This window comes from Leeuwenhoekiella parthenopeia (genome assembly GCF_020782115.1).
Classification (GTDB): Bacteria; Bacteroidota; Bacteroidia; order Flavobacteriales; family Flavobacteriaceae; genus Leeuwenhoekiella; species Leeuwenhoekiella parthenopeia.
Genome location: NZ_JAJGMW010000022.1, coordinates 1 through 26691 on the forward strand (window position 1 = coordinate 1; position 26691 = coordinate 26691).

24 protein-coding genes are annotated in these 26691 nt (G+C 44.3%); 10 read left to right on the forward strand and 14 right to left on the reverse strand.

The window, feature by feature from the left end:
* Window positions 1–112 precede the first annotated feature (112 nt).
* The 7 genes from LLW17_RS14665 to LLW17_RS14695 all read right to left on the reverse strand — a co-directional run bounded on the left by LLW17_RS14665 (window position 113) and on the right by LLW17_RS14695 (window position 7866).
* On the reverse strand, window positions 113–436 hold the full coding sequence (locus LLW17_RS14665) for a hypothetical protein (protein WP_228231044.1): 324 nt from the start codon (window positions 434–436) through the stop codon (window positions 113–115).
* Between the two features lie 307 nt (window positions 437–743).
* Window positions 744–1967 (reverse strand): DUF4998 domain-containing protein, encoded by a 1224-nt coding sequence (locus tag LLW17_RS14670; protein WP_228231045.1) that lies wholly within the window; start codon window positions 1965–1967, stop codon window positions 744–746.
* A 513-nt stretch (window positions 1968–2480) separates the two neighbouring features.
* On the reverse strand, window positions 2481–3161 hold the full coding sequence (locus tag LLW17_RS14675; protein ID WP_228231046.1) for a type 1 glutamine amidotransferase domain-containing protein: 681 nt from the start codon (window positions 3159–3161) through the stop codon (window positions 2481–2483).
* 126 nt (window positions 3162–3287) lie between these two features.
* The gene (locus LLW17_RS14680) at window positions 3288–3815 is read right to left on the reverse strand and encodes a CIA30 family protein (protein ID WP_228231047.1); all 528 of its coding nucleotides are present in this window, start codon (window positions 3813–3815) and stop codon (window positions 3288–3290) included.
* A gap of 10 nt (window positions 3816–3825) precedes the next feature.
* The gene (locus LLW17_RS14685; protein ID WP_228231048.1) at window positions 3826–4362 is read right to left on the reverse strand and encodes a DUF421 domain-containing protein; all 537 of its coding nucleotides are present in this window, start codon (window positions 4360–4362) and stop codon (window positions 3826–3828) included.
* Window positions 4363–4450: 88 nt separating this feature from the next.
* Window positions 4451–6199, reverse strand: coding sequence for a glycoside hydrolase family 13 protein (locus LLW17_RS14690; RefSeq protein WP_434084790.1), 1749 nt, complete (start codon window positions 6197–6199; stop codon window positions 4451–4453).
* Complete coding sequence (locus tag LLW17_RS14695) at window positions 6199–7866, reverse strand: alpha-amylase family glycosyl hydrolase (RefSeq protein WP_228231050.1); 1668 nt, start codon at window positions 7864–7866, stop codon at window positions 6199–6201. Before LLW17_RS14695 ends, LLW17_RS14690 begins: the two co-directional genes overlap by 1 nt.
* Before the next feature lie 237 nt (window positions 7867–8103).
* Here LLW17_RS14695 and menA point away from each other — a divergent pair, with 237 nt between their 5' ends.
* From menA to LLW17_RS14735, 8 genes are all read left to right on the forward strand, one after another.
* Entirely contained in the window at window positions 8104–9006 is a 903-nt protein-coding gene (gene menA, locus LLW17_RS14700) for a 1,4-dihydroxy-2-naphthoate octaprenyltransferase (protein WP_228231051.1), read from the forward strand.
* 171 nt (window positions 9007–9177) lie between these two features.
* Window positions 9178–9858: a metal-dependent hydrolase gene (locus tag LLW17_RS14705; protein ID WP_228231052.1), complete on the forward strand. Its 681-nt coding sequence runs from the start codon at window positions 9178–9180 to the stop codon at window positions 9856–9858.
* Window positions 9859–9869: 11 nt separating this feature from the next.
* On the forward strand, window positions 9870–10904 hold the full coding sequence (locus LLW17_RS14710; RefSeq protein WP_228231053.1) for an o-succinylbenzoate synthase: 1035 nt from the start codon (window positions 9870–9872) through the stop codon (window positions 10902–10904).
* 3 nt (window positions 10905–10907) lie between these two features.
* Window positions 10908–11861, forward strand: a complete 954-nt coding sequence (locus LLW17_RS14715) for a CPBP family intramembrane glutamic endopeptidase (protein WP_228231054.1) — start codon at window positions 10908–10910, stop codon at window positions 11859–11861.
* Window positions 11862–11876: 15 nt separating this feature from the next.
* A complete protein-coding gene (locus tag LLW17_RS14720) occupies window positions 11877–12953 on the forward strand; it encodes an AMP-binding protein (RefSeq protein WP_228231055.1) in 1077 nt (358 codons plus the stop codon).
* A 96-nt stretch (window positions 12954–13049) separates the two neighbouring features.
* Window positions 13050–14897: a vWA domain-containing protein gene (locus LLW17_RS14725; protein ID WP_228231056.1), complete on the forward strand. Its 1848-nt coding sequence runs from the start codon at window positions 13050–13052 to the stop codon at window positions 14895–14897.
* 125 nt (window positions 14898–15022) lie between these two features.
* The gene (locus LLW17_RS14730; protein WP_228231057.1) at window positions 15023–15472 is read left to right on the forward strand and encodes a hypothetical protein; all 450 of its coding nucleotides are present in this window, start codon (window positions 15023–15025) and stop codon (window positions 15470–15472) included.
* Window positions 15473–15545: 73 nt separating this feature from the next.
* Entirely contained in the window at window positions 15546–16865 is a 1320-nt protein-coding gene (locus LLW17_RS14735) for a M24 family metallopeptidase (protein ID WP_228231058.1), read from the forward strand.
* Here LLW17_RS14735 and LLW17_RS14740 read toward each other — a convergent pair.
* From LLW17_RS14740 to LLW17_RS14755, 4 genes are all read right to left on the reverse strand, one after another.
* On the reverse strand, window positions 16862–18046 hold the full coding sequence (locus tag LLW17_RS14740) for an MFS transporter (protein WP_228231059.1): 1185 nt from the start codon (window positions 18044–18046) through the stop codon (window positions 16862–16864). The two genes, LLW17_RS14735 and LLW17_RS14740, sit on opposite strands and share 4 nt — an antisense overlap.
* Before the next feature lie 167 nt (window positions 18047–18213).
* A complete protein-coding gene (locus LLW17_RS14745; protein ID WP_228231060.1) occupies window positions 18214–19314 on the reverse strand; it encodes a sensor histidine kinase in 1101 nt (366 codons plus the stop codon).
* Between the two features lie 8 nt (window positions 19315–19322).
* Entirely contained in the window at window positions 19323–19742 is a 420-nt protein-coding gene (locus LLW17_RS14750) for a DUF8479 domain-containing protein (RefSeq protein WP_228231061.1), read from the reverse strand.
* 144 nt (window positions 19743–19886) lie between these two features.
* Window positions 19887–21515, reverse strand: a complete 1629-nt coding sequence (locus tag LLW17_RS14755; RefSeq protein WP_228231062.1) for an acyl-CoA carboxylase subunit beta — start codon at window positions 21513–21515, stop codon at window positions 19887–19889.
* A 429-nt stretch (window positions 21516–21944) separates the two neighbouring features.
* On the opposite strand from LLW17_RS14755, the gene LLW17_RS14760 reads away from it, so the two are divergent.
* Both LLW17_RS14760 and LLW17_RS14765 read left to right on the forward strand, forming a co-directional pair.
* Window positions 21945–22121 (forward strand): CAL67264 family membrane protein, encoded by a 177-nt coding sequence (locus LLW17_RS14760; RefSeq protein ID WP_228231104.1) that lies wholly within the window; start codon window positions 21945–21947, stop codon window positions 22119–22121.
* Window positions 22121–22591 carry a DinB family protein gene (locus LLW17_RS14765; RefSeq protein WP_228231063.1) on the forward strand — a complete coding sequence of 157 codons (471 nt, stop codon included), beginning with the start codon at window positions 22121–22123 and terminating at the stop codon, window positions 22589–22591. Before LLW17_RS14760 ends, LLW17_RS14765 begins: the two co-directional genes overlap by 1 nt.
* Before the next feature lie 70 nt (window positions 22592–22661).
* On the opposite strand, the gene LLW17_RS14770 is transcribed toward LLW17_RS14765, so the two are convergent.
* The 3 genes from LLW17_RS14770 to LLW17_RS14780 are packed head-to-tail and all read right to left on the reverse strand — an operon-like array spanning window position 22662 to window position 26639.
* Window positions 22662–24833 (reverse strand): xanthine dehydrogenase family protein molybdopterin-binding subunit, encoded by a 2172-nt coding sequence (locus tag LLW17_RS14770; protein ID WP_228231064.1) that lies wholly within the window; start codon window positions 24831–24833, stop codon window positions 22662–22664.
* A gap of 9 nt (window positions 24834–24842) precedes the next feature.
* Entirely contained in the window at window positions 24843–25832 is a 990-nt protein-coding gene (locus tag LLW17_RS14775; protein WP_228231065.1) for an FAD binding domain-containing protein, read from the reverse strand.
* Window positions 25833–25847: 15 nt separating this feature from the next.
* Complete coding sequence (locus tag LLW17_RS14780) at window positions 25848–26639, reverse strand: 2Fe-2S iron-sulfur cluster-binding protein (RefSeq protein ID WP_228231066.1); 792 nt, start codon at window positions 26637–26639, stop codon at window positions 25848–25850.
* Window positions 26640–26691 lie beyond the last annotated feature (52 nt).

The following is a 26691-nucleotide window of genomic DNA, read 5'->3' on the forward strand; positions in this document are numbered from 1 at the left end:
AGCTGAGTCCTTCAATGCAAAGATCAAAGCATTTAGAAGCCAATTTAGAGGAGTAAAAAACATAGAATTCTTTCTATACAGATTAACTACAATTTTTGCTTAAACACAACAATTAGGATTGATCCATAAAACCGTCGGTAAGTCCGCCATAGAAGGAATTGTCTTCACCCGAATATTTAATGGTTAGTCCGTTGCCCGCTGCTTCAACTGAAGCTCGCTCGGGGTGCAGGAAACTCAGATTCCACTGCTCATTCATTTTTGGACTTTTATAAACCTCGTAACCTTCCGGAATAACTTCTTCTGCAGGAGGCTCGGGTTTTTCAACCGGGATTTCAGATTTATTTTCTGCCAAATCGTTTTTAGATTCGTTTTGGTCACAGGCAATAAAAAATGCAAGTGAAAGGCTTATTCCGGTATATAAAATTAGTTTTCTCATCTTTTTGAATTTTAAAAGTTGAGACTAAAGTAGCGCTATTTGGTCAAGAGGAATTTTTAAGAATTACTAAAAAAAACCGGAAGCTGTTAAGTTCTGTTAAGCAAGCAGCGGCTGTTTTCGGGGGTTTTCAATTGTAATTTTTTGATTATCAATTTTCTGTGTATGAATAAATAGTTCTTTAACAGCACGAGTTAAATATTTCCCATAATGGAGCTCTTACAGGTATTGAACTAAAAAATCCGGACACTTCGCGTCTCTAATCGAGATTCTGAAATGTCCGGAAGCAATAAAACAACTAATGCAAATGCTAGTCTGCGGGAATCAGTTCAAAGGATAATATATTGCAAAAGCGCCCGGGTGTTTGTCCCCACTGTGAAGTGATTTGTCCAATGGTGATATCAGTGATTTCGTCTAAAGAAAACTCCAGACGGTATATTTCAGGCATATTTGCTACGTATGTTGTGGTATGAATGCGTTCAAAAACGAGAACTTCAGAATCAGTTGTTACATCGCTAACGTCCGGTAGTTCAAAACCTTTGGAAACTACAAAATAAGATCCTCCTTCATCGGTCTCGCTATGGTTACTGTCACGCACCGATATTTCAAGAGCATAATTTCCTGCCGGGGCTTCTACGCTTTGATAAATTTTACCATTGTTGATTGCTGAAGCTCCCCAGCCGGACTCCATATTAAAGATATTACCATTCCATTGGTCCCAGCCTCCATGTCCTCCTGGGTGTATTAAAACAGGTGCAGTGGTGGTCCAGTCAGCAAGAACACCCCAGCGTCCACTTACGGAAGTTGCGCTAAAAGGAACAGCATTGTTTTTTAGTTCGGGGAATTCGACCTGAGGGGTAACACTATTGTAATCAATGTAAAAAGTATCTACTGCCAAAGGCGATGGTACAAAAACCGTTCGGTATTTGTAATTGGTATTGCGTTTATAGTCGTTAAGAATAACACGGTCCTGGCTTATGGGAAAGAATACGTTTTGAAGTTCTCCTGAAGTATTCTCATAACTAAGCTCAATACCTATGGGTCCGGTGCTAAAATCCATTCCGTCAAACTGAATGTCCAGTTTACTCTGAGCTAAAGTGGAGTTGCTAACTGGTCTGTTTAAAAGTGTGTTACGATACGAGGCACCATACACTTCTGAAGCGCCGGTTACAATGGCAGAGCCAGAACCGGAGCCATCTGATGTTTGCATTTCGAAAGTATAAACCCGTTCCTCAAGATTAGGAATGTATTCCGAAAATTGTTGTTCCTCATTGCTCGGAGAAATTGGAATTCGCAGCGAATTAGCTCTGTCATTCCAGTAAACCACAACTTCTTCGATATCTGCTTCGGCAGGAACCGTACCCTCGATTTTAACCCTGTTTTCACCGGGCTTAATCGAGAACGTTTTCAATTGAGCCACACTGTCGTCCTGTGGCATCACTGTTAAAGTATCGTCTGAATCGCAAGCCGCTAAAAACAGAAAACCAAAAAGTATCGTGCAAATTTTGAATGAGATCAGCGTAAATTTTTTCATCTATTAATCCTTTGATAGCGAAATCGATATCGCTAATGTTAAAAACATTTAAAAATAAGCAAGGGGTCTAAAAGGAGTAACCTGTTCTATCCTGCCTTTATGGAAAGATTTAAAATTGGAAAGGACTGAAAGCTAGTATGTTTATTAGGAGCCTTCTTAAGATTGAAGTAGGTCCGGAGCAAATCTGCTTTATAAAATAGGGGTAAAAAAGCGTAAGTTTTAAGGAGCTCTCGAAATAGGCCAGGTAAGCGCATGCATTCACGAAATTAAACCGATGGCTGAGGTAATTGAAAAATTAATCATCGATTTTGAGCAGGCGAAAAAGCAAGTGATGCTGCTCTAAATTCAAAATAAAAAAAGAGGCTGTCTAAAAAGTCTTATTAGCTTGAGTTGTCAGGTTGAGCCTGTCGAAACCAATCTTGATAATCAGTAGGTTGAAAATATTTCGACAAGCTCAATATGACTCGTCCTTGCTTTTTAGACAGCCTCTGTATACGTTGAACCTTTCCGTTACTAGGAAATTTTAGCTAATAAAATCTCAGCTACTTTTTCTGAAGAAGCCGGGTTCTGTCCGGTTATCAAAAGGCCATCTTCCTGAGTGAAAACAGACCAATCGTCACCTTTGGCGTACAGTCCGCCGCGTTCTTTCAGCATATCTTCAACCAGGAAAGGCACAATATCAGTTAATTGTACTGCTTCCTCTTCACTATTGGTAAAACCGGTAACATTTTTCCCTTTTACCAGATAGTTTCCGTCCTTGTCTTTTACGTGCTTAAACACAGCAGGAGCGTGACATACTGCGCTCACGGGCTTGTTGTGGTTGTAAAAAGATTCGATTAAGGCGATAGAATCTTTATCTTCTGCAAGATCCCAAAGCGGACCATGACCTCCCGGATAAAAAATGGCATCAAAACCTTCCTGATCTACGCTGGCTAGTTTTAATGTGGAAGCCAGTTTTTGTTGAAGCGCCTCGTCTTTATGAAAACGTTTGGTTGCTTCGGTTTGTGCATCTTCTGTTTCACTTGATGGGTCAATTGGTGGTTGACCACCTTTTGGAGAGGCCAGGGTGATCTCTACATCCTTGTCGTGTAGAAAATAATAGGGAGCGGCAAACTCTTCAATCCAAAAACCGGTTTTTTTACCGGTGTCTCCTAGTTGATCGTGACTTGTTAAAACGAAAAGTACTTTTTTCATAATAGTGTATTTTAAAAGCAAATGATATTTGCCTGTTGCGTTATTAATTTAAAACAAAGGTACCCTGTGCTCTTGAAAACGAAGTTGACCTATGGTAAGAGACCGCGTTAAAGTTTTCTTTAGAAGTTAGTCTGCAATAGCAATGCTTTCAATAAGTAGCTTAAAATCCTGCTCCTTGCCGTTGCCGATTAAAAAGGTGATCTGCTCAATCTGATCTTTATCAAAATTGGGTCTTCGCAGGCGTTGCCCACGAAATTGCGGATACATATTCTTTAAAGGGATACGCAGGGTTTGCCATGCTCCTGTAGTGGTAAATTCTGAAATATAGGAATGACGGGTTGCAGTGCGGTCTTTAACCCGAAACTGATAGGTCTTGCCGTCACCTTTAATGCGTAACACAATTTCATCTTCAGGTGAAACGCTTAGTGCGCTGAAGGCATATTGTACCGAAGAGAATCCGCCGTTATTTTCAAGAGAAACATGACCCGTAAATTCACCGTTTCCGGCATCGTTGAGCTTAAAGTCAGCATTCGACACTCCGCCCATAACCGTATCATTTACGACACGCCAGTTTGAAATATCGCTTTCGTTTGAAAAGTTGAAAATAACCGTGTTCATAGTAGCACATAGTATAAGGATAACAAGAAATTTCATAATCGTGATTTTAGGCGTGTTTTCGTTTTACATCTCCCATAATGTAATCTTCCAGTTGCAGCGTCTCGTCTGTGGTGTGCATCACGCTGATTTCGCCGGTGGTTTCGAGAATTACAGCTTTTACTTCAGAAAGTCTGATGACATTTGCTTCCCGCAATTTAGACTGAAGTTCTGCTTCGGTGACTTTACTGGCTTTTATATTATCCCAGAGAACTTCGCCATTTTCCATAATGAGCAGGGGATCGTTGTCAATAAGATCTTCTACTTTTTCAGATTTGAAACGCAACAGGGTTACCAGATAATTCAGGCTAAAGAGCGCAATAAGAATAACCGCTCCCAGTAAAATGGAAGGTTTGCTTGAGTTGATACTCATCCCCAGAATACTACCTATGGCAACGGTAACGACAAAGTCAAAGCCCGTCATTTTGCTGAAACTCTTCAGTCCAAAAATACGGGTAAGCACTACAATAAGTATAAAAATGAGCACGGTACCCAGCACCGATTCCAGAATGAGATCGTCATTTCTTAAAAAATAAGAAGAATCCATAAGTCGTTGTTTCCGGTTAGTTTAACAAGGTACAACGGGCACGTACAGATTCTTCTTTAGCGGGTCATAAATAGTAGTTAATTCAGCCTTAATTCTTTGCCAAAATCACTGCCTGAAAAGGTTTTAATACGGCGCTGGTTCCGGTCTTTTCAAAGGAGTCGTAATTGTTGATCAGAGGATCGCCATAGGTATGCAAATCATTAATGCCCACGGCTGCCTCGGTGTTGCTAAAATTAAGCAGCACCATCATATTTTGATTGTCCAGGCTTCGGGTGTAGGCATAAACCTGTTTGTGTTCTTTTTGTATGAGTTCGTACTCACCGTAAATCAAAACTTCATTGTTTGTACGTAATGCGGTCATTTTTTTGAAATGATTGAGCACACTTTGCGGTTCTTCTTCTTCCACCTGAACATTTACAGTGGCATAATTCGGATTTACAGGAAGCCAGGGCGTCCCCGTGGTGAAGCCGGCGTTTTGAGAATCGTCCCACTGCATAGGCGTGCGACCATGGTCTCTCGAGCCAAAGCGCAGGTTACGCATATAGGCATCCATATCTTCGCCTTGCTTTTGCGCTTTTTTATATCCGTTTATCGCCGCGATATCTTTAAAATCTTCAATCTCCTGCAACTTCGGGTTATTGGTCATGCCCAATTCGTCTCCAAAATAGCAATAGGGCGTACCACGCATACTCAGGATAAAGGTGTTCAGCATTTTAGCCGAAGCTGCACGAAACGGGATGCTATCACTCGCATAGCGACTTACCATACGCGCCTGATCGTGATTGGAAAGAAAAATCGAAATCCAACCCTTTTCCGCGAAGGCATTGTCCCATTTGGTAAAGGTTTCTTTGAAGGTTGCCAGTTCGTATCCATCCACTTTCGGAATATCTACCCCGTCAAAAGCATACGCCATATTGATCTCGTTTCGGTCTGCATCTACGAGTTCGTGGGCTTCCTCCAGCGTTCGACCGGCACCTTCAGCAACACTCATAACATCGTATTTGCTGAAGACTTCCGCATTCATTTCCTTCAAGTAATCGTGCAAACCGTCCTGCATCGCGTAATACTGAATAAAGTTTTTCTCAAAACCATCTGGAAACTCAGGAAATGTGGTGTCTTTGGCCGCAAACTGAAACGCATCCAATCTAAAACCATCAACCCCTTTATCTGCCCAAAACTTCATAATATCATAGACTTCCTGACGCACTTTTGGGTTTTCCCAGTTGAGATCGGGCTGTTTTTGAGAGAAGTAGTGCAGGTAATACGCATCAGTCTGCTCGTCGTATTTCCAGGCGTTTCCTTCGGCGTCAAAAAGACTGTAGCGGTAGGGCGGCTCTCCTTTTTCGGCAGGCCACCAATGGTAGTAATCGCGATAGGGATTGTCTCGTGAACTGCGACTTTCTTTAAACCAAGGGTGCTCGTCACTGCTGTGATTAACCACAATATCCATCACCAGTTTGATGTCGCGGGCGTGCATTTCGGCAAGCATAGTGTCAAAATCTTCCATCGTTCCAAAATCGCTCATGATGTCCCGGTAATCGCTTACATCATACCCGTTGTCGTCGTTGGGCGAACTGTAGATGGGATTGAGCCACACAGCCGTAACGCCCAGGCTTTTTACATAGTCCAGACGCTCGATAATTCCTTTGAGGTCACCCACGCCGTCACCATCGGTATCCTGAAAACTGCGGGGATAAATCTGGTAAACGATGGCTTCTTTCCACCATTTTTTGTCCAGTTTGTCTTCCTGATTGGTTTGCATAGGTGTTTTTTCTTTTTTCTCTGCACAACTGTAAAGGGATAGCAGCAGGAGGCAAAGCAGTGTAATTGTCTTCATCATTTTGTTTTTTCAAGTAAAACAATCGTTTCGGGAGTATTGAGTTTTACCATCCCGTTTTGAACGTTTACTTCGGTATTGGAATAGGTGTCTTTTAAGGTTGAGCCTTCGGCGAAAAGCTTAGCGACAGGAATGCTTTTTTCGCCTTTAGGCAAATCAAGACCAATGATCACCATATCTTCAAGTTCGTCTTTTTTAAAACTTCTGGAAAATACATACGGGTCCTGCTGAAGCATCTCATGACGACCCGCGCCCACAGCAGGATGATCCCTGCGGAAGCACCCCAGCTTTTGCCAGTGGGTCAGGACCTGCTTCGTTTCGGTCGAATCTAAAAGCGACCAGGGCATGTTTCCGCGGAGGTTGGCATCTCCCTGAGCTCCTTCAATAATCAAAGGCCGTGCTATTTCGTCCCCGTAATACACCTGAGCAAGCCCCGGAGTTAACAGAAGTTTGGTGCCGGTTTCGTAAGCTTTGCTTCGATCTTTATCAAAAGGATCACCATCATCGTGTGAGGTGGAATAATTTAAAATGCTTTTACCTTCTAAGCTGTTATGCAGAATGGAATCATAGGCTTTAAACATGGTTTCATAATCACCTTTAGCATCATACTTAAATTGAAAATTGATAAGGTTATCAAACCCATTTGCAAAATAGTCAACCGTCTTGTCGCCAAAGTTATAATCGCGACCGCCGCCAATTCCGTAGCCGTAAACCTCGCCAAGCATAAAAAAGGCGTTGTCATCCAAAATCTCGTTGGGGTTGTTCTGTTTCCAGTCTGCAAAGGCCAAATCTGCCTGAGTTCTCAGGTCAGCCCAGGAGCTCTCGTCCACGTGTTTTACCGTATCCACCCGAAAGGCGTCAATACCCAGTTCGCGTACATAATCGGTAAGCCATTTGATGAGGTAGTTTCGCGGCGTGCGGGGAAGGTTGTTTGTGGTAAAATAGTTTTCCAGTTCCTGAATTTCGGTATCGTAACGGCCTTCTTTTTTCCATTTTTCGACTAAAAAATCGGGTAATTCTACTTCTTCGGTACTTGCGGTTTTGATGTCGGGCAGGTTGGCCACCAGCGTGCAGGGAACTGTAGTTTCATAACCCTGATAAGTACACTGGGGTTGTTGAATGGCCCAGCTTTCGCCCCAAAACGGATCATCTTCGGTCACCGGCCCCGTATGATTCAACACCACATCCATCACGATGCGAATGCCCTTAGCGTGAGCGGTTTTGATCAGGGTTTTAAGTTCTTCATAGGTGCCAAAATTAGGGTCGAGTGCCGTCCAGTCTTTAGCCCAATACCCGTGATAGGCATAGGTGTTGCCGGTTCCTTCATCAACAGCGCCGTGTATCTGCTCTACAACGGGCGTAAACCAGATCGCGTTGATTCCTAAATCGGTGAAATAGCCTTCTTCGATTTTTTGGGTAATACCGGCGAGGTCCCCACCTTCGAAGCCTCGTAAAACTCCGGTTTCAGCGTCCCGGCTAAAGTTTAAATCATTTGCAGGATTGCCGTTATGAAAACGGTCAGTTAGCAAAAAGTACAGGTTGGCAGCTTCCCAAACAAAGGTATCGGCAGTTTCTGAATGCGCTTCGGGCTCTGCCGGAGCGGTTTCATTTTTGCAGCTGATGCAGAGCCAAAAGCCGCAAAGAAAATAAATAGAAAGTTTTCGCATAGTTCTGGTAAAGAGTAACCGAAAAATAAGCATTTATTTACGGGCTACAACGCTTTCGAAATGCTTTTTAGGCAAAGGCAGTTTGGTTGGCTCCGCCAAAGAAAACAATGCCAGGGGTTTTCTTCGAAATGAAGGCTTTGCTTCCTATACAAGCTTCGTGGCTTATCTACAAGACCATTTATTTTTCAGATTTTAAATAGCGCACAGAAAGTTTACTTTTGCAATCAAATTAGATTTATGACACGAGTTAAAGCCTGGGTCTCTGCCGCCCGTTTGCGTACGCTGCCTTTGTCGATCTCCGGAATTATTGTGGGTAGCGCTTTGGCCTATAATGCAGGGGCGTTTCGTTGGGATATTTGTGTTTTGGCTTTAATGGCTACTCTGGGTTTTCAGATCCTGTCTAATTTTGCTAACGATTATGGCGATGGTGTGAAGGGGACTGATAATCACGAGCGTATAGGACCTGCACGGGCGATGCAAAGCGGACTCCTCACTGCTGCCCAACTCAAGAAAGGGATTATTTTTACGGCTTTGGTTACTTCGTTTTTGAGCCTGGCGCTTATCTATACCGCTTTTGGTTCCGACGAATTCTTAAAATCGCTGGTGTTTTTTATTCTGGGACTTTCGGCGATTATCGCTGCGGTAAAATATACGGTTGGTCGCGGGGCATACGGTTATCGCGGTTTGGGTGATTTTTTTGTGTTTGTGTTTTTTGGGCTCGTGGCCGTAAAAGGCACCTATTATATGTTTACTCAGGAGTGGAATCTTGTGGTTCTTTTACCGGCAATTACCATTGGTCTGCTCAGTGTTGCGGTGCTCAACCTGAACAATATGAGAGACCGACAAAGCGATGCACGCGTCAATAAAAATACGCTGGCGGTCCTTATGGGCGAAAAAAAGGTCAAATTTTACCATTATGCGCTTATTGGCATTGCCTTTCTTTCGGCTTTTGTATTCTTTTACCTTACCAATACCTGGAAATGGTCTTCAGTTGCCCTGCTCGTGTTTGCTATTCTGGTTAAGCACGTAGTTTATGTGATGCGCAATGTGAGTCCGGCGCTATTGGATCCCGAACTCAAGAAAGTCGCACTTTCTACCTTTTTCTTTTCGATTTTATTCGCTTTGGGGTTTTTGGTTTAGCATTTTAACGAAAACTTATCGTACAGGATTTTTTGATCTGCTTTCGCTTGGCGAAATTTAAAAGATTAAAAAAAAGAACTATGAAATGAGCTATTTATAAATCCCGATGTTTTGAAGGGATCTTAATTGGCGAATTACATCTGACGATATAATAACAATAAACTAAAACAGATGAAAATCACATTTTACGGGCAAAACTGCTTTGCCATTGAAACCGACGAAGTAAAAATTCTAACAGACCCCTTTATCACCGGAAACGATCTGGCCAAGGATAAAGTGGATATCAAGACTTTAAATCCCGATTATATTTTCTTAACCCACGCGCACCAGGATCATACCCTCGATGCCGAAGCCATTGCAAAACAAAGCGGTGCTACCATCGTAAGTAATTTTGAGATTGCCAATCATTACGAGGAAAAAGGCATTGAAGTACACCCAATGAATCACGGCGGTAGCTGGGCATTTCCATTTGGGAAAGTAAAATACGTAAACGCCATTCATACCAGTTCATTTCCTGACGGAAGTTATGGCGGCCAACCCGGCGGTTTTGTTTTTTCAATAGCCGGTAAAACCATTTATATGGCGGGAGATACAGCGCTTACCATGGATATGAAATTGATCCCGATGGAGTTTGATCTCGATCTTGCGATTCTGCCCATAGGCGATAATTTCACGATGGGAATTGCAGATGCGGTAAGAGCCAGCGACTTTATCGAGTGCGATAAAATCCTGGGATGCCATTACGATACCTTTGGCTATATTGAGATCGATCACGAGGAAGCTAAAAAAGCTTTTAAAGCAGTTGAGAAAGATTTGACGCTGTTAGAAATTGGCAATTCGATGACTCTTTAAACCACAAATCGGTGCAGGCGACATATAAAAAACATGTATTAGAATTTAAACGCCCCAGCGGTACTTCGCGGGGCGTTCTCAATACCAAGGAAACCTGGTTTATAAAAATCGAAGAAGCCGGGAGTGTAGGCTACGGCGAATGCGGAATCCTTCGCGGACTCAGCATAGACGACCGGCCCGATTATGAGGAAACGTTGAAATGGGCTTGTGAACACATTCATCTGGGTGAGCAAAAGCTGTATGACAGCCTGGAAAGTTTTCCCAGTATTCAGTTTGGGATTGAAATGGCTTTTAGGTCTTTAAAGGCTGAAAATCCGTTTGAATTATTTCCTTCGGCATTTACGCAGGGCGAAAAGGGGATCGCGATTAACGGACTGATCTGGATGGGTGAAGCTTCGTTCATGCAGGAGCAGATTGCCGAAAAGCTGGAAGCCGGTTTTGATTGCATCAAAATGAAAATAGGTGCTATTGATTTTGATACCGAAATCAAACTTCTGGAAAGCATCCGCAAACGCTACTCCGCTGAAGAAATAACGCTTCGGGTAGATGCTAACGGGGCTTTCAAGCCTGAAGAAGCCCTTGAAAAACTAACACGTCTCGCTGAGCTTGACCTGCATTCTATTGAGCAACCCATAAAGCAGGGGCAGGAGCAGGCGATGGCTCAATTATGTGAGGAGACTCCGCTTCCTATCGCACTTGATGAAGAGTTAATCGGTGTTTTCGGCTATGCCCGGCAGAAGGAATTGCTTCAGAACATAAAACCCCAGTACATCATCTTAAAACCCAGTCTGGTGGGCGGTTTTCGCGGCAGCGATACCTGGATTCAACTGGCCGAAGAACAGGGGATTGACTGGTGGATTACTTCAGCCCTGGAAAGCAACATAGGCCTTAATGCCATTGCTCAATATACCTATGAAAAAAAGACCACTATCCCGCAGGGTCTGGGTACTGGCGCATTATACACAAATAATGTATCTTCCCCACTTGATATCAGGCACGGGGAGTTGTGGTACGATGCCCAACAAAACTGGAGCTTTCAATTTTAATTTATGTTTATAGCACAGGCGTATAGAGCGCAAAACGGATTCTGGCGTTATTTAATAGGTTCGTTAATAATATTTATAGCATCAGGTATTGGGCAGATCCCCTTATTAGTTGCAATTTTTATCAAGAAAGGGCCTGAATTAATGCAGGGGATGGATGAATCAGATATTTTTAGCACGCTCAGCAAAAACCTGACGTTCTTTTTAATTCTGATTTCTTTTGTTTTCGCCCTTGGGGGGATTTTATTTGTAGTAAAGTTCCTGCATCAGCAAAAGTTTAAAGATATGGTTACGACCCGGTCAAAGTTTGACTGGGGGCGCGCATGGTTTGCTTTTGGTTTGGTCACTATATTCACAGTAGTGACTACCCTGCTTACTTATTATTTTGCTCCGGAAGATATTGCGCTGACTTTTGATCCTGTTCCTTTCGCTATTCTTGTTGTAATTGCAGTCCTTTTTGTTCCCATACAAACCAGTGTTGAAGAATTTGTTTTTAGAGGTTATTTGATGCAGGGTTTTGGAATTTTGGCTAAAAACCGCTGGTTTCCATTGGTAATGACTTCAGTGATTTTTGGCGGTATGCATTACTTCAACCCGGAGATAGACGCGATGGGCGATATTGTTATGGTTATTTATATAGGCACCGGCTTTTTACTGGGTATTATGACCCTTATGGATGAAGGGACTGAGCTGGCCTTAGGCTTTCATTCCGGTAATAATTTGATTGCTGCTTTGCTTATTACTGCCGACTGGACCGCGTTTCAAACCGATTCAATTTTTAAGGATATCTCAGATCCGCGTGCAGATTTTACAGATATACTTCCGGTTTTTATAATTTATCCTATCTTTTTAGGGATTTTAGCTTATAAGTATAAATGGACGGGCTGGAAGGAAAAATTATTTGGACCTTTAGAACCGCCACAGGAGCCTTCGCTTGAAGACCACCTGGTGGCAGATTAACCTAAATTTTATGTGATGTCAAAGTATCCTGTACACCCAGACTTTCAACTCAATGGCATTTCACTCAAAGCTCCCGCATTGCGAGAACTGGCTATTGAATTTCAGGAAACAGGAGAACTTTACGAGCAGCAATTAGGCACCTTTATTCTAGACTGGCTAAACGACAAAGACTACGTTTACGTCAATACATCGGGTTCTACCGGTGATCCCAAAAGCATCAAATTGCTTAAAAAGCATATGATAAACAGCGCGAAAGCAACCGCCAGGCGCTTCAAACTGGGTCCCGGAACGACCGCATTGCATTGCCTGCCCACCCGTTTTATTGCCGGAAAAATGATGTTTGTACGCGCAGCTATTTTGGGCTGGAAGCTTGATGTTGTGCCACCCAAATCCAATCCGCTTGATCAGGTTTTTAAACGCTATGACTTTTCGGCGATGACTCCTTTTCAACTCGATAACAGTATTGCCCGTTTGCATCTACTGGGTAAACTCATTATAGGCGGCGGAGCCTTTTCACAAAGCTTAAAAGATTTGGTGCAGGATAGTCCTACCAAGATTTATGAAACTTACGGTATGACCGAGACCATCACACATATTGCAGTGCGCCGGGTCAATTCAAAAAAGAGTCAGGAGTCTGAGCAGCCGTTTAAAACCCTGAGTAAGGTTACGGTGAGTCAGGATGAGCGGGGTTGTCTGGTTGTGAAAGCACCAAAAGTGACTTCAGACCCTATCGTAACTAACGATCTTGTAAAACTCATTAGCTACAAAAAATTTCACTGGTTAGGCCGCCTGGATAATGTCGTAAACAGTGGAGGAATCAAATTATTTCCCGAAAGTATCGAGAAGAAACTGGCCCATCAGATCGATGTTCCGTTTATTGTAGGTGGGGAGCCCGATGAGAAATTGGGCGAGCGTCTGGTACTGGTTATGGAGTGCGACAGTTTTGATGCGTCGCGTCTCAATTTTGAAGTTTTAGATAAGTATGAGGTGCCCAAAGAAATCTACTGCATACCCACATTTGCCCGCACGCCTAACGGAAAAATAAAGCGCAGCGACATCCTTACCGCCCTTGATGCAGGTTCGAGGATATAGTGATTTCTCCTTTGTATTTTTATTCTAGACTTTTCGCTTTCAAATTGTTGGCAGGATACTTGATACCCGTATCAGGTAATCTTTAAAACAAGTCCGATGAAAAAAACTACACTTTTGCTGTGGGTTCTCTTTTGCACAGCACTTGCATTGCCAACAAACGCACAGGAACTTTTTACACTTAAAGGCAGGGTCACCGATGGAACCAGGGGACTGCCTGGCACCAATGTTGTAAGTGCCAAAACCAAGAAAAAAACAGTAACAGATTACGATGGCAATTTTGAATTACAAACCTATGTGGGAGATGTGCTTGAGTTTAGTTTTGTGGGGTATAAGACCGAAAAAATAAAAATCAAGAATACGAAACCCTTAAAAGTAGTTTTAAACCCCTCGCAGGTTGTTTTAGAAGAGGTCGTATATGAAAATGTTACTACGGTGGCTGAAATGGCTTTAAATACGCCACCGCCACCGACTACACAGGAGGTAATGATTCGCGGGATAGCTTCCGGTTTATCTATAACCAACTCACCTTATCATCAGCAAAATTCAGAAAGCTATGCGAAGCTTGAAGAAAATGAATTTCATCATGTAAAAGCCCAGCCGCTTTCTACGTTTTCTATTGATGTAGACCGTGCGGCATACAGCAACATTCGCCGTATGATCAACAACGGTCAGGATATCCCGGCAGATGCGGTGCGTATTGAGGAGATGATCAATTATTTTAACTACAATTATCCAAAACCTGATGGAGATGAACCTTTTTGTATAGATACCGAAGTGGTTCAAAATCCGTGGAATAAGGACACCCGCCTTGTGAAAATAGGTATTCAGGGGAAAGAGATTCCGCTGGAGAACTTACCGGCTTCCAACCTGGTTTTTCTGCTTGATGTTTCGGGTTCTATGAATGCTACCAATAAGCTTCCGCTTCTGAAATCGGCTTTCAGGATTTTGGTTAATCAATTGCGCGAAGAAGATAAAGTCTCCATAGTGGTTTATGCTGGCGCGGCAGGAACCGTTTTAGAACCTACAAACGGATCTAATAAAAGCGAAATCCTCAACGCGCTTGATAAGCTGGAAGCAGGAGGCAGTACTGCCGGTGGCGCAGGACTTGAGCTGGCTTACAAACTGGCGGAAGAGCAATTCATAGACGGCGGCAATAATCGTATCATTCTCGCTACAGACGGGGATTTTAACGTGGGGCTTAGCAGCGACAGTGCGATGGAAGACCTGATTACCGAAAAAAGAAAATCGGGTATCTTTTTTACTGCTTTGGGCTTCGGAATGGGCAATTATAAAGATTCAAAGCTCGAAACCCTGGCCGATAAAGGCAACGGGAACTATGCCTATATCGACACCATGCAGGAAGCCCGAAAAGTTTTAGGTACAGAGTTTGGCGGAACTTTATACACCATCGCAAAGGATGTCAAAATTCAGGTGGAATTCAATCCTGCTTTGGTACAGGGCTATCGCCTCATAGGTTATGAAAACCGAATGCTGAATGCCGAAGATTTTCAGGATGATACTAAGGATGCCGGCGAGATTGGTAGCGGGCATACCGTGACTGCGCTATACGAAGTGGTTCCGGTAGGAGTAAAAACCCCGTTTTTAAAGCCGGTTGATGATTTAAAATACAGTACCAATATACCTTCTGGTGAAGCTGATGCTAACGAACTCATGCTGGTAAAAGTGCGCTATAAAAAACCGGATGGAGATCGCAGTATGCTGGTTGAGCAACCGGTAGCCAATACGTTTAAAGCTATCGAAAAGGCTTCGGCAGATTTCAATTTTATGGCGGGCGTGGCACTCTTCGGGATGCAGTTGCGCGATTCTCCCTTTAAAAATGACGCAGACCGGGCGGTAACACTCAGTCTGGCTGAAAAGGGAAGATCTAATGATGCAGAGGGTTTTCGTGCCGAATTTATACGATTGGTAAAAGCCGCTAATTAATAGTAATTTTAGCCGATAATCGAGACCGGAACGTTTTGAGAATTTCCTCAAAATGTTATTTTTACCCGAATATCGCCGGGATTTTAATGCGGTAGTTTAGATATGTTAACCGAAAATTTTGAAGTATGAGAATAGCAGTGATTGTTATAACCTTTATTGTACTGGGTATCTACGATGCGTCGGCACAATACGGTTATGGCGGTGGTTACAATCGTAACCGAATGGGAAGCAGTATGATGGGGCAGGCAGGACCTTCGGGGCCTAAAGAAGAACCGCCTACAGCTGCTGAGATTGCCGATGAGCGTATTCCTGAATATGTGGCCGAGTTTAAACTCGATCCATTTGAGACCGAAGTACTGCGCACCTATCTTGAAGAGCATTTTAATAAAATAATGGCGCTTCAAAAAGAAAAAGGCAAGGATGCTGAAACTATGCGTAAAGATTTTGAGCGTATGCAGAATGATTTTAAATCTAATTTGAGATCCATACTTACCGAAGAAGAAGTCGAAAAACTCATTACGATGGATTTTTCACAGTCGGCAGTACGCAAACGGAAAAAGGAACGTGACAATTAACAAAAAAGGTGCTTCAGGCACCTTTTTTTAGTTGTGGGTATCTTTTAAATTTAAAAATCCTAAAAGTTAGTTTATGCGTCCGTTTTTAATTTTCCTAACCTTACTGCTTTGTTTTTCAACTTCTGTACACGCACAGGCATTGCCCGAACGCCAACGCGCTCAGAAAGTAGATGCGATTTTAAAGCAGCGCTTTGAAAGCCTTATGCCAATGATTATGCAGCGTGCCGGGATTGATATGTGGGTGTTGATCACACGCGAATATAACGAAGACCCGGTAGTGCGTACCATGCTTCCGGCGACCTGGCTTAATGCGAGACGCAGAACGATTTTAGTTTTTAACCGAAATCCCGAAACAAACGAGGTAGAACGTATGGCCGTCGCCCGTTATAATATTGGCGAAAACATTCAGTCCGTTTGGGATAAGGAAAAACAACCGGACCAATGGCAGGCGCTGGCCGAACTCATTGAAGCCCGAGATCCTCAAAGTATCGGGATTAATTTCTCTGAAGATTACGGAATAGCTGATGGAATCACAAAAACGGATTATGAAGGTTTGATGAATTCCCTTCCTTCGAAATATAAGGAGCGTATCGTTTCTGCAGAGCCACTGGCTGTAGGTTGGATCGAAACCCGAACGGAGCTTGAAATGGAAATCTTTGAAGAGCTGGTGGCCACCACACACGAGGTAATTGCAGAAGCCTTCAGCAATAGCGTAATTACTCCCGGCGAAACCACCACCGAAGATGTGGTCTGGTTTTTAAGACAACGCGTGACCGATCTGGGTTACGACACCTGGTTTAATCCCACGGTAGATATTCAGCGTACCGATGAGGAGCTGGAGAGTCATATCACGGCCTTTAGCAATACGCCAGATGGTAAAGTTATTCAGCCCGGCGATCTGCTGCACTGTGATTTTGGTATTTCCTACTTAAGACTGAATACAGATTGCCAGCAGCATGCCTATGTTTTAAAGGAAGGGGAGACCAAAGCTCCACAATTTTTGGTTGACGCCTTTGCGAAAGGAAACCGGGTGCAGGATATTTTCACCGCTAATTTTGAAACCGGAAAATCGGGAAATGAAATTTTGCTGGAGTCTCTAACCGAAGCTAAAGCCGAAGGTTTAAGGCCATCTATTTACACCCATCCGCTTGGACTTTACGGGCATTCAGCCGGGCCTACCATCGGGATGTGGGATGCTCAGGAAGGTGTTCCCGGAAGCGGCGATTATTTGCTTTACGAAAACACCGCCTACGCCATCGAGCTAAATACTACGGTCGCGATCCCGGAGTGGAATAAAGACATCCGCATTATGCTCGAGGAAGCCGGTTTTTGGGGACCCGAAGGCTTCCGCTATGTAAACGAAAGACAGGAAGATCTGATCCTTATCGACTAAGCTTCCTGTAAACGATAATATCCTGCTTTTTTGCGTTTTTTCCGAAGTAGAATAACACTCAAGCTAAAGCCCACACCACAAATTGCAAGTCCTGCACCTACCAGCTCGGGAGAGGTGTAACCGTAACCTGCTGCTATGGGCAAACCACCTAAAAAGGCACCCAGGGCATTGGCGATATTAAAGGCCGCCTGGTTTACCGATGAAGCCAGCATTTCAGATTCTTTAGCCGATTTGATCATCAGCATTTGAATTGAGGGCGCAGTTGCAAAAGCAAAAGCTCCGGTTACAAAAACCATAGTAAGCATCATCCACTGAATGGGGGCGATAAAGAAAATGATGAGCAGGCACATGGCCATTGCGGTAAGCAAAAATGCCGTGGCTTTAATGGGCGATACGCGGTCGGCCAATTCTCCGCCTAAAATATTTCCAAATGTCATCCCAAGCCCGGCCAGCATCAAAATGAAAATCACCATTCCGTCTGCAAAACCACTTACGTCAGTAAGCAAAGGTGTGATATAGCTGTACCAGCAGAAGAAACCGCCGGTACCAATACCGGTAATGGCCAGAATGAGCCACAATTCGGTGCGTTTAAAGATTTTAAGCGCGTGTTTGATGGGTATTGGGGTGGCTTTTTCAATTTTAGGAAGCCAGAAGTAAATAGATACCAGGGTTAGTAAGCCGATGGCCACGACAATCATAAAGGTATAACGCCAGGAGATGGTATGCCCCACGTAGGTGCCCAAGGGAATTCCGATAACATTAGCTACGGTAAGACCACTAAACATAACGGCTACGGCACTCGCAGCTTTCCCTTTTTCGGCCAGTCTGCTGGCTACCACAGCACCCACGCCAAAATAAGCTCCGTGTGGCAGGCCCGAAAGCAAACGGGAAAAAAGCATAAAGCCATAGCTGCCCGCAAAAACGGAGAGTCCGTTGAAAACGGTAAAGGCCGCCATAAGGGCTAAAAGTATTTTTTTTGGCGAATAATTACCGGCAATGCCCACAAGTATGGGCGCGCCAATGACTACGCCTAATGCGTAAGCCGAGATAAAGTGACCAGCCTGCGGAATGGTGACGTTGAGGTCTTTAGCTACATCGGGCAGAATGCCCATCATCACAAATTCGGTCATTCCTATACCAAAACCACCAACAGCAAGAGCAACAAGACTTTTCTTTAACATAATATTGTGTTTGCATTTAACATTGAAGCGCGATTAAGCTCAATGAATTTGCAAATATAGAACAGAAAAAGGCTTTAGAGCTGTTGTTTTTTAACCGGTTTTAGTGCGATGTTGAGGGTCTAAAGCAGCCGCGTTTACCGGGAGCCTTTTAGAAAACTGGCACTGAGTTAACTAGGGTTCTTAAACTCAATGATAAAGGTAGTTCCCTGATCAGGCTCGCTTTGTACACTTATGGTACCTCCCAGGCTGTTGATGTGGTTGTGTATAAGATAAAGACCTATGCCCTTGCTGTTTGAAGATGATTCCTGAAAACGCTGATGCAGTTTAAAAATACGTCCTTCAGCCTGTTTGAGGTCGATTCCCTTACCGTTGTCAGCGTAAATCAATACAATTTTGTCCTTTTCGATTTTAGACCGTATCGTGATTACCGCAGGCAGGTTAGGTTTAGCATATTTAACCGAGTTGGTGATGAGGTTAAGAAATATGCTGTGTAAATATTCGGGAGAGAAGAATACAAATGGAGCTTCGTCAAAATCCGTTTGCAATGTCACATCATCCTGATTTAGCAGTTGCTGAATTGAAGCACAGGTCTGCTTTAAAGCTTCATCAAAGTAGATCTTTTTGATTTTTATGCTGTCCTTATCTCTTCTAATCCATTCATCCATTGTGGTGCAGATGATTTGATTGAGATTTTCGGTAGCCATTTTAAGCAGTTCGATGTATTCGGCAAGTTCGGCATCTTCAATTTTCTTGCTGTCAATTAATTGGTGAAGAGCAATGAGGTTGCTAAGGGGAGAGCGTAAATCGTGAGAAGTATTGTAGTTGAATACCTTTAATTCTCTGTTTACCTCACTCAGATTTTGCAGCAGGCTGTCCCGTTGCAGTTCTATGGTTTTTTTAGCAGTTATGTTTTTGGCTATTGCATAAACCAGCTCTTCGGTCTTTATTGCTATAGAAGACCACTGTAACCAGACGATACTCCCATTTTTATGTAGGTAACGGTTTTCAAACTGCGTGAGTATCGAGGACTCAAAAAGCATATTGCGTTTGGCTCTGGTAAGCTCGCGGTCTTCTGGATGTATAAAGTCGATGATAGGCTTTTCAAACAGTTCCTGTTCTGTATAGCCCAGAATATCTATAACTGCAGCGTTAATTTTCTTGAAATAACCGTCATAACCCGCGATGCACATAAAGTCCGGAGAAAGTTCAAAGAAGAACTCCAGGTTATAGCGTTTGGTACCGGTAGATTGTGGTTGCGGGTTACTCATTTAAAACTTTAGTTCGTATAGAGCTCAGGGGTTATTGCAAAGCTTACAGCAGGTTCGCCGTCGTAACCGTAATAGTTATAAGTGAAGATGACTTCCTTACTTTTAAGCGAATTCATCTCTGAACTTTCCTTTACCCGCTCAATGAGCATCGGTTTTATGTATTTTTCAGCTGTGTCTTTATTGACTTCGGTTGACTTATAAATTAGCGTGTAGTAGTAGTCAAAGTTGCGCTTACCCGTAACTGCGGCGCTATCCAGAGTGGTTTCTTCATCCAGCTGCATCGGGGTTTTTAAATTGATTTGCGTAGCGGCTTCCTGAAGCTCTTCTTCCAGATTTTCATTAAATAAAAAATACCGTATTCCGAAGAAAGTAATTAATCCTACGATGACAGCCGTTGTCACTGTAATCCCCAATTTTTTGTTAGCCATAGTAGTTGTTTTAATTCACAACGCAGGTTGCTTCATTTTTTTTGGTAAGTTATTGGTTAATTGCCAACGCCGTTAGAGGGATAAGTAATTTTTTTTTAAATAACCCAATAACCCAATAACCCAATAACCCAATAACCCAATAACCTAAACCTGTATAACCCCTAAATTAAACTTCTTTTCAATAGGGGCGTGGTTGGCGGCTTCAATACCTCCGGAGATCCAGCTACGGGTTTCCAGCGGATCAATAATAGCATCGGTCCAAAGGCGGGAAGCTGCGTAGTAAGGCGAAACCTGCTCATCATAGCGGGCTTTGATTTTGTCATAAAGCTCCTGTTCCACTTCCGGAGTAATTGCTTTGCCCTGCTTTTTAAGCGAAGCCGTCTCAATTTGCAGCAACACTTTTGCTGCACTGTTACCGCTCATAACCGCCAGTTCGGCGCTGGGCCAGGCGACGATAAGCCGCGGATCGTAAGCTTTACCACACATCGCATAATTACCGGCACCGTAGGAATTACCAATAATCACGGTAAATTTTGGTACAACACTATTGCTTACCGCATTCACCATTTTTGCTCCGTCCTTGATAATACCGCCGTGTTCGCTTTTACTGCCTACCATAAAGCCGGTAACATCCTGTAAAAACACCAGCGGAATTTTCTTCTGATTGCAATTGGCAATAAAACGGGTAGCCTTGTCGGCGCTGTCGCTGTAGATCACTCCGCCAAACTGCATCTCACCCTGTTTAGTCTTCACAATCTTGCGCTGGTTGGCAACAATACCTACTGCCCAGCCGTCAATACGGGCATAAGCGGTAATGATGGTCTGGCCATAGCCTGCTTTATATTCTTCATATTCCGAATTATCAACCAGACGTTTGATGATTTCGGTCATATCATACTGGTCGCTGCGTTTTGCAGGAAGCAAGCCGTAAATATCCTGAGGATCTTCTTTAGGTTTGGCTGCTTTGACGCGGTTGAAACCGGCCTTGTCAAAATCCCCGATTTTTGACATGATATTTTTGATTTTAGAAAGCGCGTCTTTATCATCCTCAGCTTTATAATCGGTCACGCCGCTGATCTCGCAATGTGTGGTTGCGCCGCCCAAAGTCTCGTTATCAATGCTTTCACCTATCGCGGCTTTTACCAGATAACTCCCGGCAAGAAAGATGCTTCCGGTCTTATCTACAATCATCGCCTCGTCGCTCATAATGGGCAGGTACGCCCCGCCGGCCACACAACTGCCCATCACTGCACTAATCTGCGTAATGCCCATACTGCTCATCACGGCATTGTTTCTAAATATGCGCCCAAAATGCTCCTTATCGGGGAAAATCTCATCCTGCATTGGCAGATAGACTCCCGCACTGTCTACCAAATAAATAATGGGCAAACGATTTTCAATACTGATTTCCTGAGCGCGCAGGTTTTTCTTCGCCGTGATGGGAAACCAGGCTCCGGCCTTTACCGTTGCGTCATTAGCCACCACGATACATTGCTTTCCACTCACATGACCTATTTTGACCACCACCCCGGCACTGGGACAACCGCCGTGTTCTTCATACATACCTTCGCCGGCAAAAGCGCCAATCTCCAGGGCCTTTTCAGGATCATCCAGTAAAAAATCAATGCGTTCGCGGGCGGTGAGTTTGCCACTTGCGTGTTGTTTAGCGATGCGTTTTTCGCCTCCACCCGGCTTTACCTGAGCAAAACGTCTTTTCAGGTCAGAAACCAGCAATTTATTGTGGTCCTCGTTTTTGTTGAATTTGATATCCATTCTTGTGTTTTGGGCGTTACCCGCACTTGAGGTGCGGGTCGGGCTCGCAGCGTTACGCGCCTAAGGGCGGGTAACTTGCTTTGATCCCTAACGCGGCATTAAAGGTTAACGAAAATACGAAAACGTTGCCGTTATCCCGTGTCCTATTTTGGTTAAGAAGTCTTTAAAATTGACGCAGTATGTGTACGATAGGAGGCTTTTACTTAAATTACTCTTGTAAATGACTAGATAATAAATAATTATATCTAGAATAGAAGTCAAACCCGCGATGATCTGTGCGTAAGGGATAGCAGCGGCATCCTTTTTTAAAAGGCAGTTTGCGTTTCTATAAAGTTTGGTATATTGAGCCTTTTAAAAAAGATACAGCGTATAGCCCGGTCACCCGAGCTTCGCGCAGGGTGATACGCCCACAAAATTGAACTTAAAATGATGAATAAAAATACCGTACTGGGATGGGCCACTTTTATAATGATTGTGGTAGGTCTGGGACTTATAGCTCTGGGAGCCTTTAGATACAATGAGATTGCCGGCTGGGGATTTGCCTCGGTAGGCCTGGGCTTTTTTGCCATTGCATGGGTGTTTAATGCCTTAAAAGGAAGGGTCTAATGCAGGCCGAACTCATTAAGGCTCAGCTGCTCAGGCATCTCAAAGGTGGCGAAGCGTTTATGCCGGTTGAAGATCTGCTTGACAAGGTGAGGTACAAGCGAATAGGCGAGCGTCCCGTGGGTTTACCGTATTCGTTTTACGAGGTGTTTTATCATATGTTTTATGCACAGCGCGATCTGCTTGATTTTTGCACTGCAGAAAGCTACAAAACGCCTTCCTGGCCTAAAGATTACTGGTCTTCTGAAAAAACAGCTGAGACCAAAGAAGATTGGCAGGCCTTAAAGCAGGACTTTTTTAAAGACCGAAACGCTCTTGTTGCCTTTATAGAAAACCCGGAAACCGATTTGCTCGGGATTGCCAAACACGGCGAAAAACAACAAATTTTACGCGAATTGATGCTGGCTATTGAGCACAATGCCTATCATCTGGGGCAACTGGTTATCATCGCACGCCTGCTGGGCCTGCACTGATTAAAAAAAAATCCAAAAAAAAATCCTTTGAAGCACATTCAAAGGATTTTTTTTAGTTGAAAATTGTCGTTTAAGCAGTCACCGGAGTGGTGATTACTTTTTGCGGGGTGATTGGCAAATCCCGCACGCGTCTGCCCGTAGCATTAAAAACCGCATTGCCAATGGCTGCGGCAATACTGGTTATACCCAGTTCGCCAATACCTTTAACGCCCATAGGGTTTGCGATATAATCTTCTTCGGGTACAAAAACCACATCGATCTTGCCCAGATCCAGATTTACCGGCACATGGTAATCTGCAAACGAGCGGGTGATGAAATTCCCGTGATTGGGTTCTACCTCACTATGTTCGGTAAGGGCCTGACCTACCCCCCAGGTGATCCCGCCTATGATTTGCCCGTAAGCGGTTTTAGGATTGAGAATTTTACCTGCCGAAGCCACATTTACAAAATGCTCCAGACGCACCATCCCCGTATCTTTATCAACCCAAACTTCACAAAAATTAGCTCCGAATGAATACACTGAGTAATCGTCAAATTCTTCGGTAGGGGCGGCAGTGCCTGTTGCGGTAAGCTCATTAAGTTTGGCTTGTTTCATCAGTTCGGCAACCGTTAAATCTTCATCGGTACTGGCCAGCGTTTTGAGGTTGTTAATTGCATTGAGGCAGGCTTCGCGGGTACCGTTTGCGAAAGATGCCGCTCCCCAGGAACCTCCCGAACCGGGGCTCACCGGGAATTTAGAATCTCCCAGTTCTACCTGCACGTCTTTGATGTCGAGGTTGAGTGTTTCTGCAACGGTTTGTCCTAGAATGGTATAGGTTCCGGTGCCAATGTCGGTCGCATCTGTTTTCAATACAGCTGTTACTGCATCTCCATCGCGTTTTAAAGTGACTTCTGCCGAACTTTTTAAATAGGGCGCGGCACGTGAGGAGGCGCTCATTCCGTAACCCACCATCCAGTTGTCTTTTTGGGTATGTCCGGGTTTTGGATTCCATTTGTTTTTCCAATCAAATTTTTTGGCCCCAATGCGTATGCATTCTACCAATTGTCTTGAGGAAAAGGGTTTGTCATTGCTGGGATCAACCTGCGTATCGTTTTGAATGCGCAATTCAGCGGGGTCCATTCTGAGTTCGTGTGCCAGTTCATCCATTGCAGACTCGAGAGCAAAACTTCCCGGTGCTTCTCCCGGCGCACGCATCCATCGGGGAGAAGGCAGGTTTAACTTCATTAGCCGGTGCGTCACCAGCGAATTGGGCGTTTTGTACAACATACGTGTCATCAACCCACAGGTTTCCTGAAATTCTTCGGTAAATGAGGTGTGCGAAGTGGTATCGTGACCCACTGCCGTAAGGTTTCCGTCTTGATCTGCTCCCAGGCGCATACGCTGCCGGTTGTGCTGTCTAAAACCTATTGCCGTAAACATCTCGTGGCGCGTAACCGTAAGTTGTACGGGGCGGTCCACCATTTTTGCAGCCATAATACCCAGAGTTGCGTGTTCGCGCAATTGCAGTTTAGATCCAAAACCGCCACCCACGTAAGGTGTTATAACCCGAACATTTTCTTTAGGCATCTGGAAGGTTTCGGCAATGGTGGTCACGGCATTTTCAACCATTTGGGTTGAAGCATAGGCCGTCACTTTATCGCCTTCCCAAACTGCAATAATGTTGTGCAGCTCCATAGGATGATGGTGTTCAATAGGGGTGTTGTAGGTAACATCGATTTTCGCGGCAGCTTGGTTGAGTCCCGCCTCCAGATCGCCCCAGCTGGTGTCTGCAGGGTTTCCGTTTGCTTTATCGGGTTTGTAAACCGAATCCAAATGCTCTTCAAAGTTGGTTTTGTGCTGGTCTTCGGCGTAGGTTACTTTGATGAGGTTTGCCGCATAGCGTGCCTGCTCAAAAGTTTCGGCAACCACAACGCCTATGTATTCCCCGTAGAAATGAATTTCGGGAGTTTGTAAACTTGGAGAAATACCCTTGGTGCTGGGCGACTCAAACCGGCCGTTATAGCCTTTGAGTTCTAGTGCATTTTGATAGGTGATGATTTTTAGCACCCCTTCCTGTTTTTCGGCTTCAGAAGTATCAATCGCCGTAATCCTTCCCGAAGCAATCGTGCTTTGAATTCCCTGAGCAAACGCCAGGTTTTCAAAGCTAAATTCTGATGAATATTTGGCTTTGCCCATCACTTTAAGCTTGCCTTCAAGCCTGCTGATGGGATTTCCGATGCCGGTTTTTGTTTTCGTTTCCATAATATGCTTTTAACTACGTGCTGCTGCACGTACAAGTGCCTGCACCAATGTTTTTTTACCTAATTCTATTTTGTACTCGTTTTTTGAAAGGGGCTGCGCATCTTCAAAAGCCAGCTCGGCTGCCGCTTCAAAAGTGGAAAGGCTTGCTTCTTTTCCTTCTAAAAAGCGCTCCACGTTCTCGAGTTTCCAGGGTTTGTGGGCTACCTTGCCCAGAGCCAGTCCGGCTTTGATAATCGTATTACCCTGCATTTGTAAGCCTACTGCCGCAGAGACCAGCGCAAACGCATAACTGCTGCGCTCGCGTACTTTGTAGTAGTAGTAATGATCGGGAAATTCAGATTTTGGCAACTCGATGCCGGTGATGAGTTCGCCGGTTTCAAGATTCGTATCTTTTTCGGGTTGATCGCCCGGCAGACGGTGAAATTCGGTAAACGGAATCACCCGTGAGCTGCCATCTGCCTGCTCCACGTGCACTTTGGCATTAAGAGCGGCTAAAGCCACACACATATCAGAAGGATGGGTAGCTACACAAGACTCACTCCAGCCAAATATGGCGCTCTTGCTGTTCGCTCCGTTCAGCGCCCCGCAGCCCGAACCGGGCTCGCGTTTGTTACAGGGCATCGAGGTTTCAAAATAGTAGGGGCAACGCGTACGCTGTAGCAAATTGCCGCCATTGGTAGCCATATTGCGTATTTGTTCGGTGGCTGCGGAAAGCATCGCCATCGTAAGAAGCGGGAAGTTTTTACGTACCAGCCTGTGATTCGCAGTTTTGTTATTATTAAGGGTAGCGCCCAGCATCAAACCTCCGTTTGCGGTTTGGGTAATTTCTTTAAACGGAAGATCTGCAACCTCAATTAAATGATCAGGTCGCTCCACATCTTCTTTCATCAGGTCGATTAGGTTGGTGCCTCCTCCCAGATAATGGGTCTTCTGATCTCGCGAGTGTTTTTGTAGGGCTTCAGCAGCACTTGACGGACAGTGGAATTGAAAAGGTCTCATAAGTTGATTTTTTGGTTATTCAGCAGTCCTGCTGGCTTCTAGTTCTTGTTCTGTAGCAAATTCCCAGCGGGGCATTTCGGCTTTGCCGGAATGTACTTCCTGAATGGCCTGTACAATATTGTTGTAAGCCCCGCAGCGGCAGATGTTACCGCTCATACGCTCTCTGATTTCCTTGTCAGACAGCTGGGTTACTTCGTCTTTTACATTTTCGGTAACATAACTCACCTCGCCACGTTTGGCTTCATCCAGTAAGGAAACCGCCGAGCAAATTTGTCCCGGAGTGCAATACCCGCATTGAAAACCATCGTGTTTGAGAAAAGCTGCCTGCACGGGATGCAAATCTGTTCCCTGAGCAAGACCTTCTACTGTGGTAATCTCTTTGTCTTTGCAGGTAGCAGATAAGGTAAGGCAGGATAGCTTGCGCTTGCCGTCAATGAGCACAGTGCACGCGCCGCACTGGCCGTGATCGCATCCTTTTTTAGAGCCGGTAAGGTTTAAGCGTTCGCGCAGGGCATCCAGCAAGGTCATGCGCGAGTCAACTTGCAGCGGATAGGTGTCGCCATTAATTTTTAGGTTCACCTCAAGGGCATTGAGTAAACTTTCGGGGTCCAGATCGGGAGCTTTAGGTGCCTGGGCAAACATGTCTGATGTAAAATAGGGGACCGCCATAAGGCTTATTCCCGCAGCAGACATTTGATTGAGAAACGTACGCCGCGACTGGCCAAAAATGCCAAGATCGTCAAGTAGTTGTTCTTCTTCTTTCCCGAGTTTTCGGTCTTGAGAGGAGGGTTGGTTAGAAGGTTTCATAGCTTTTATTATTATTAATTATAATATGGCGGTTCAGTTTACAGAGACACGC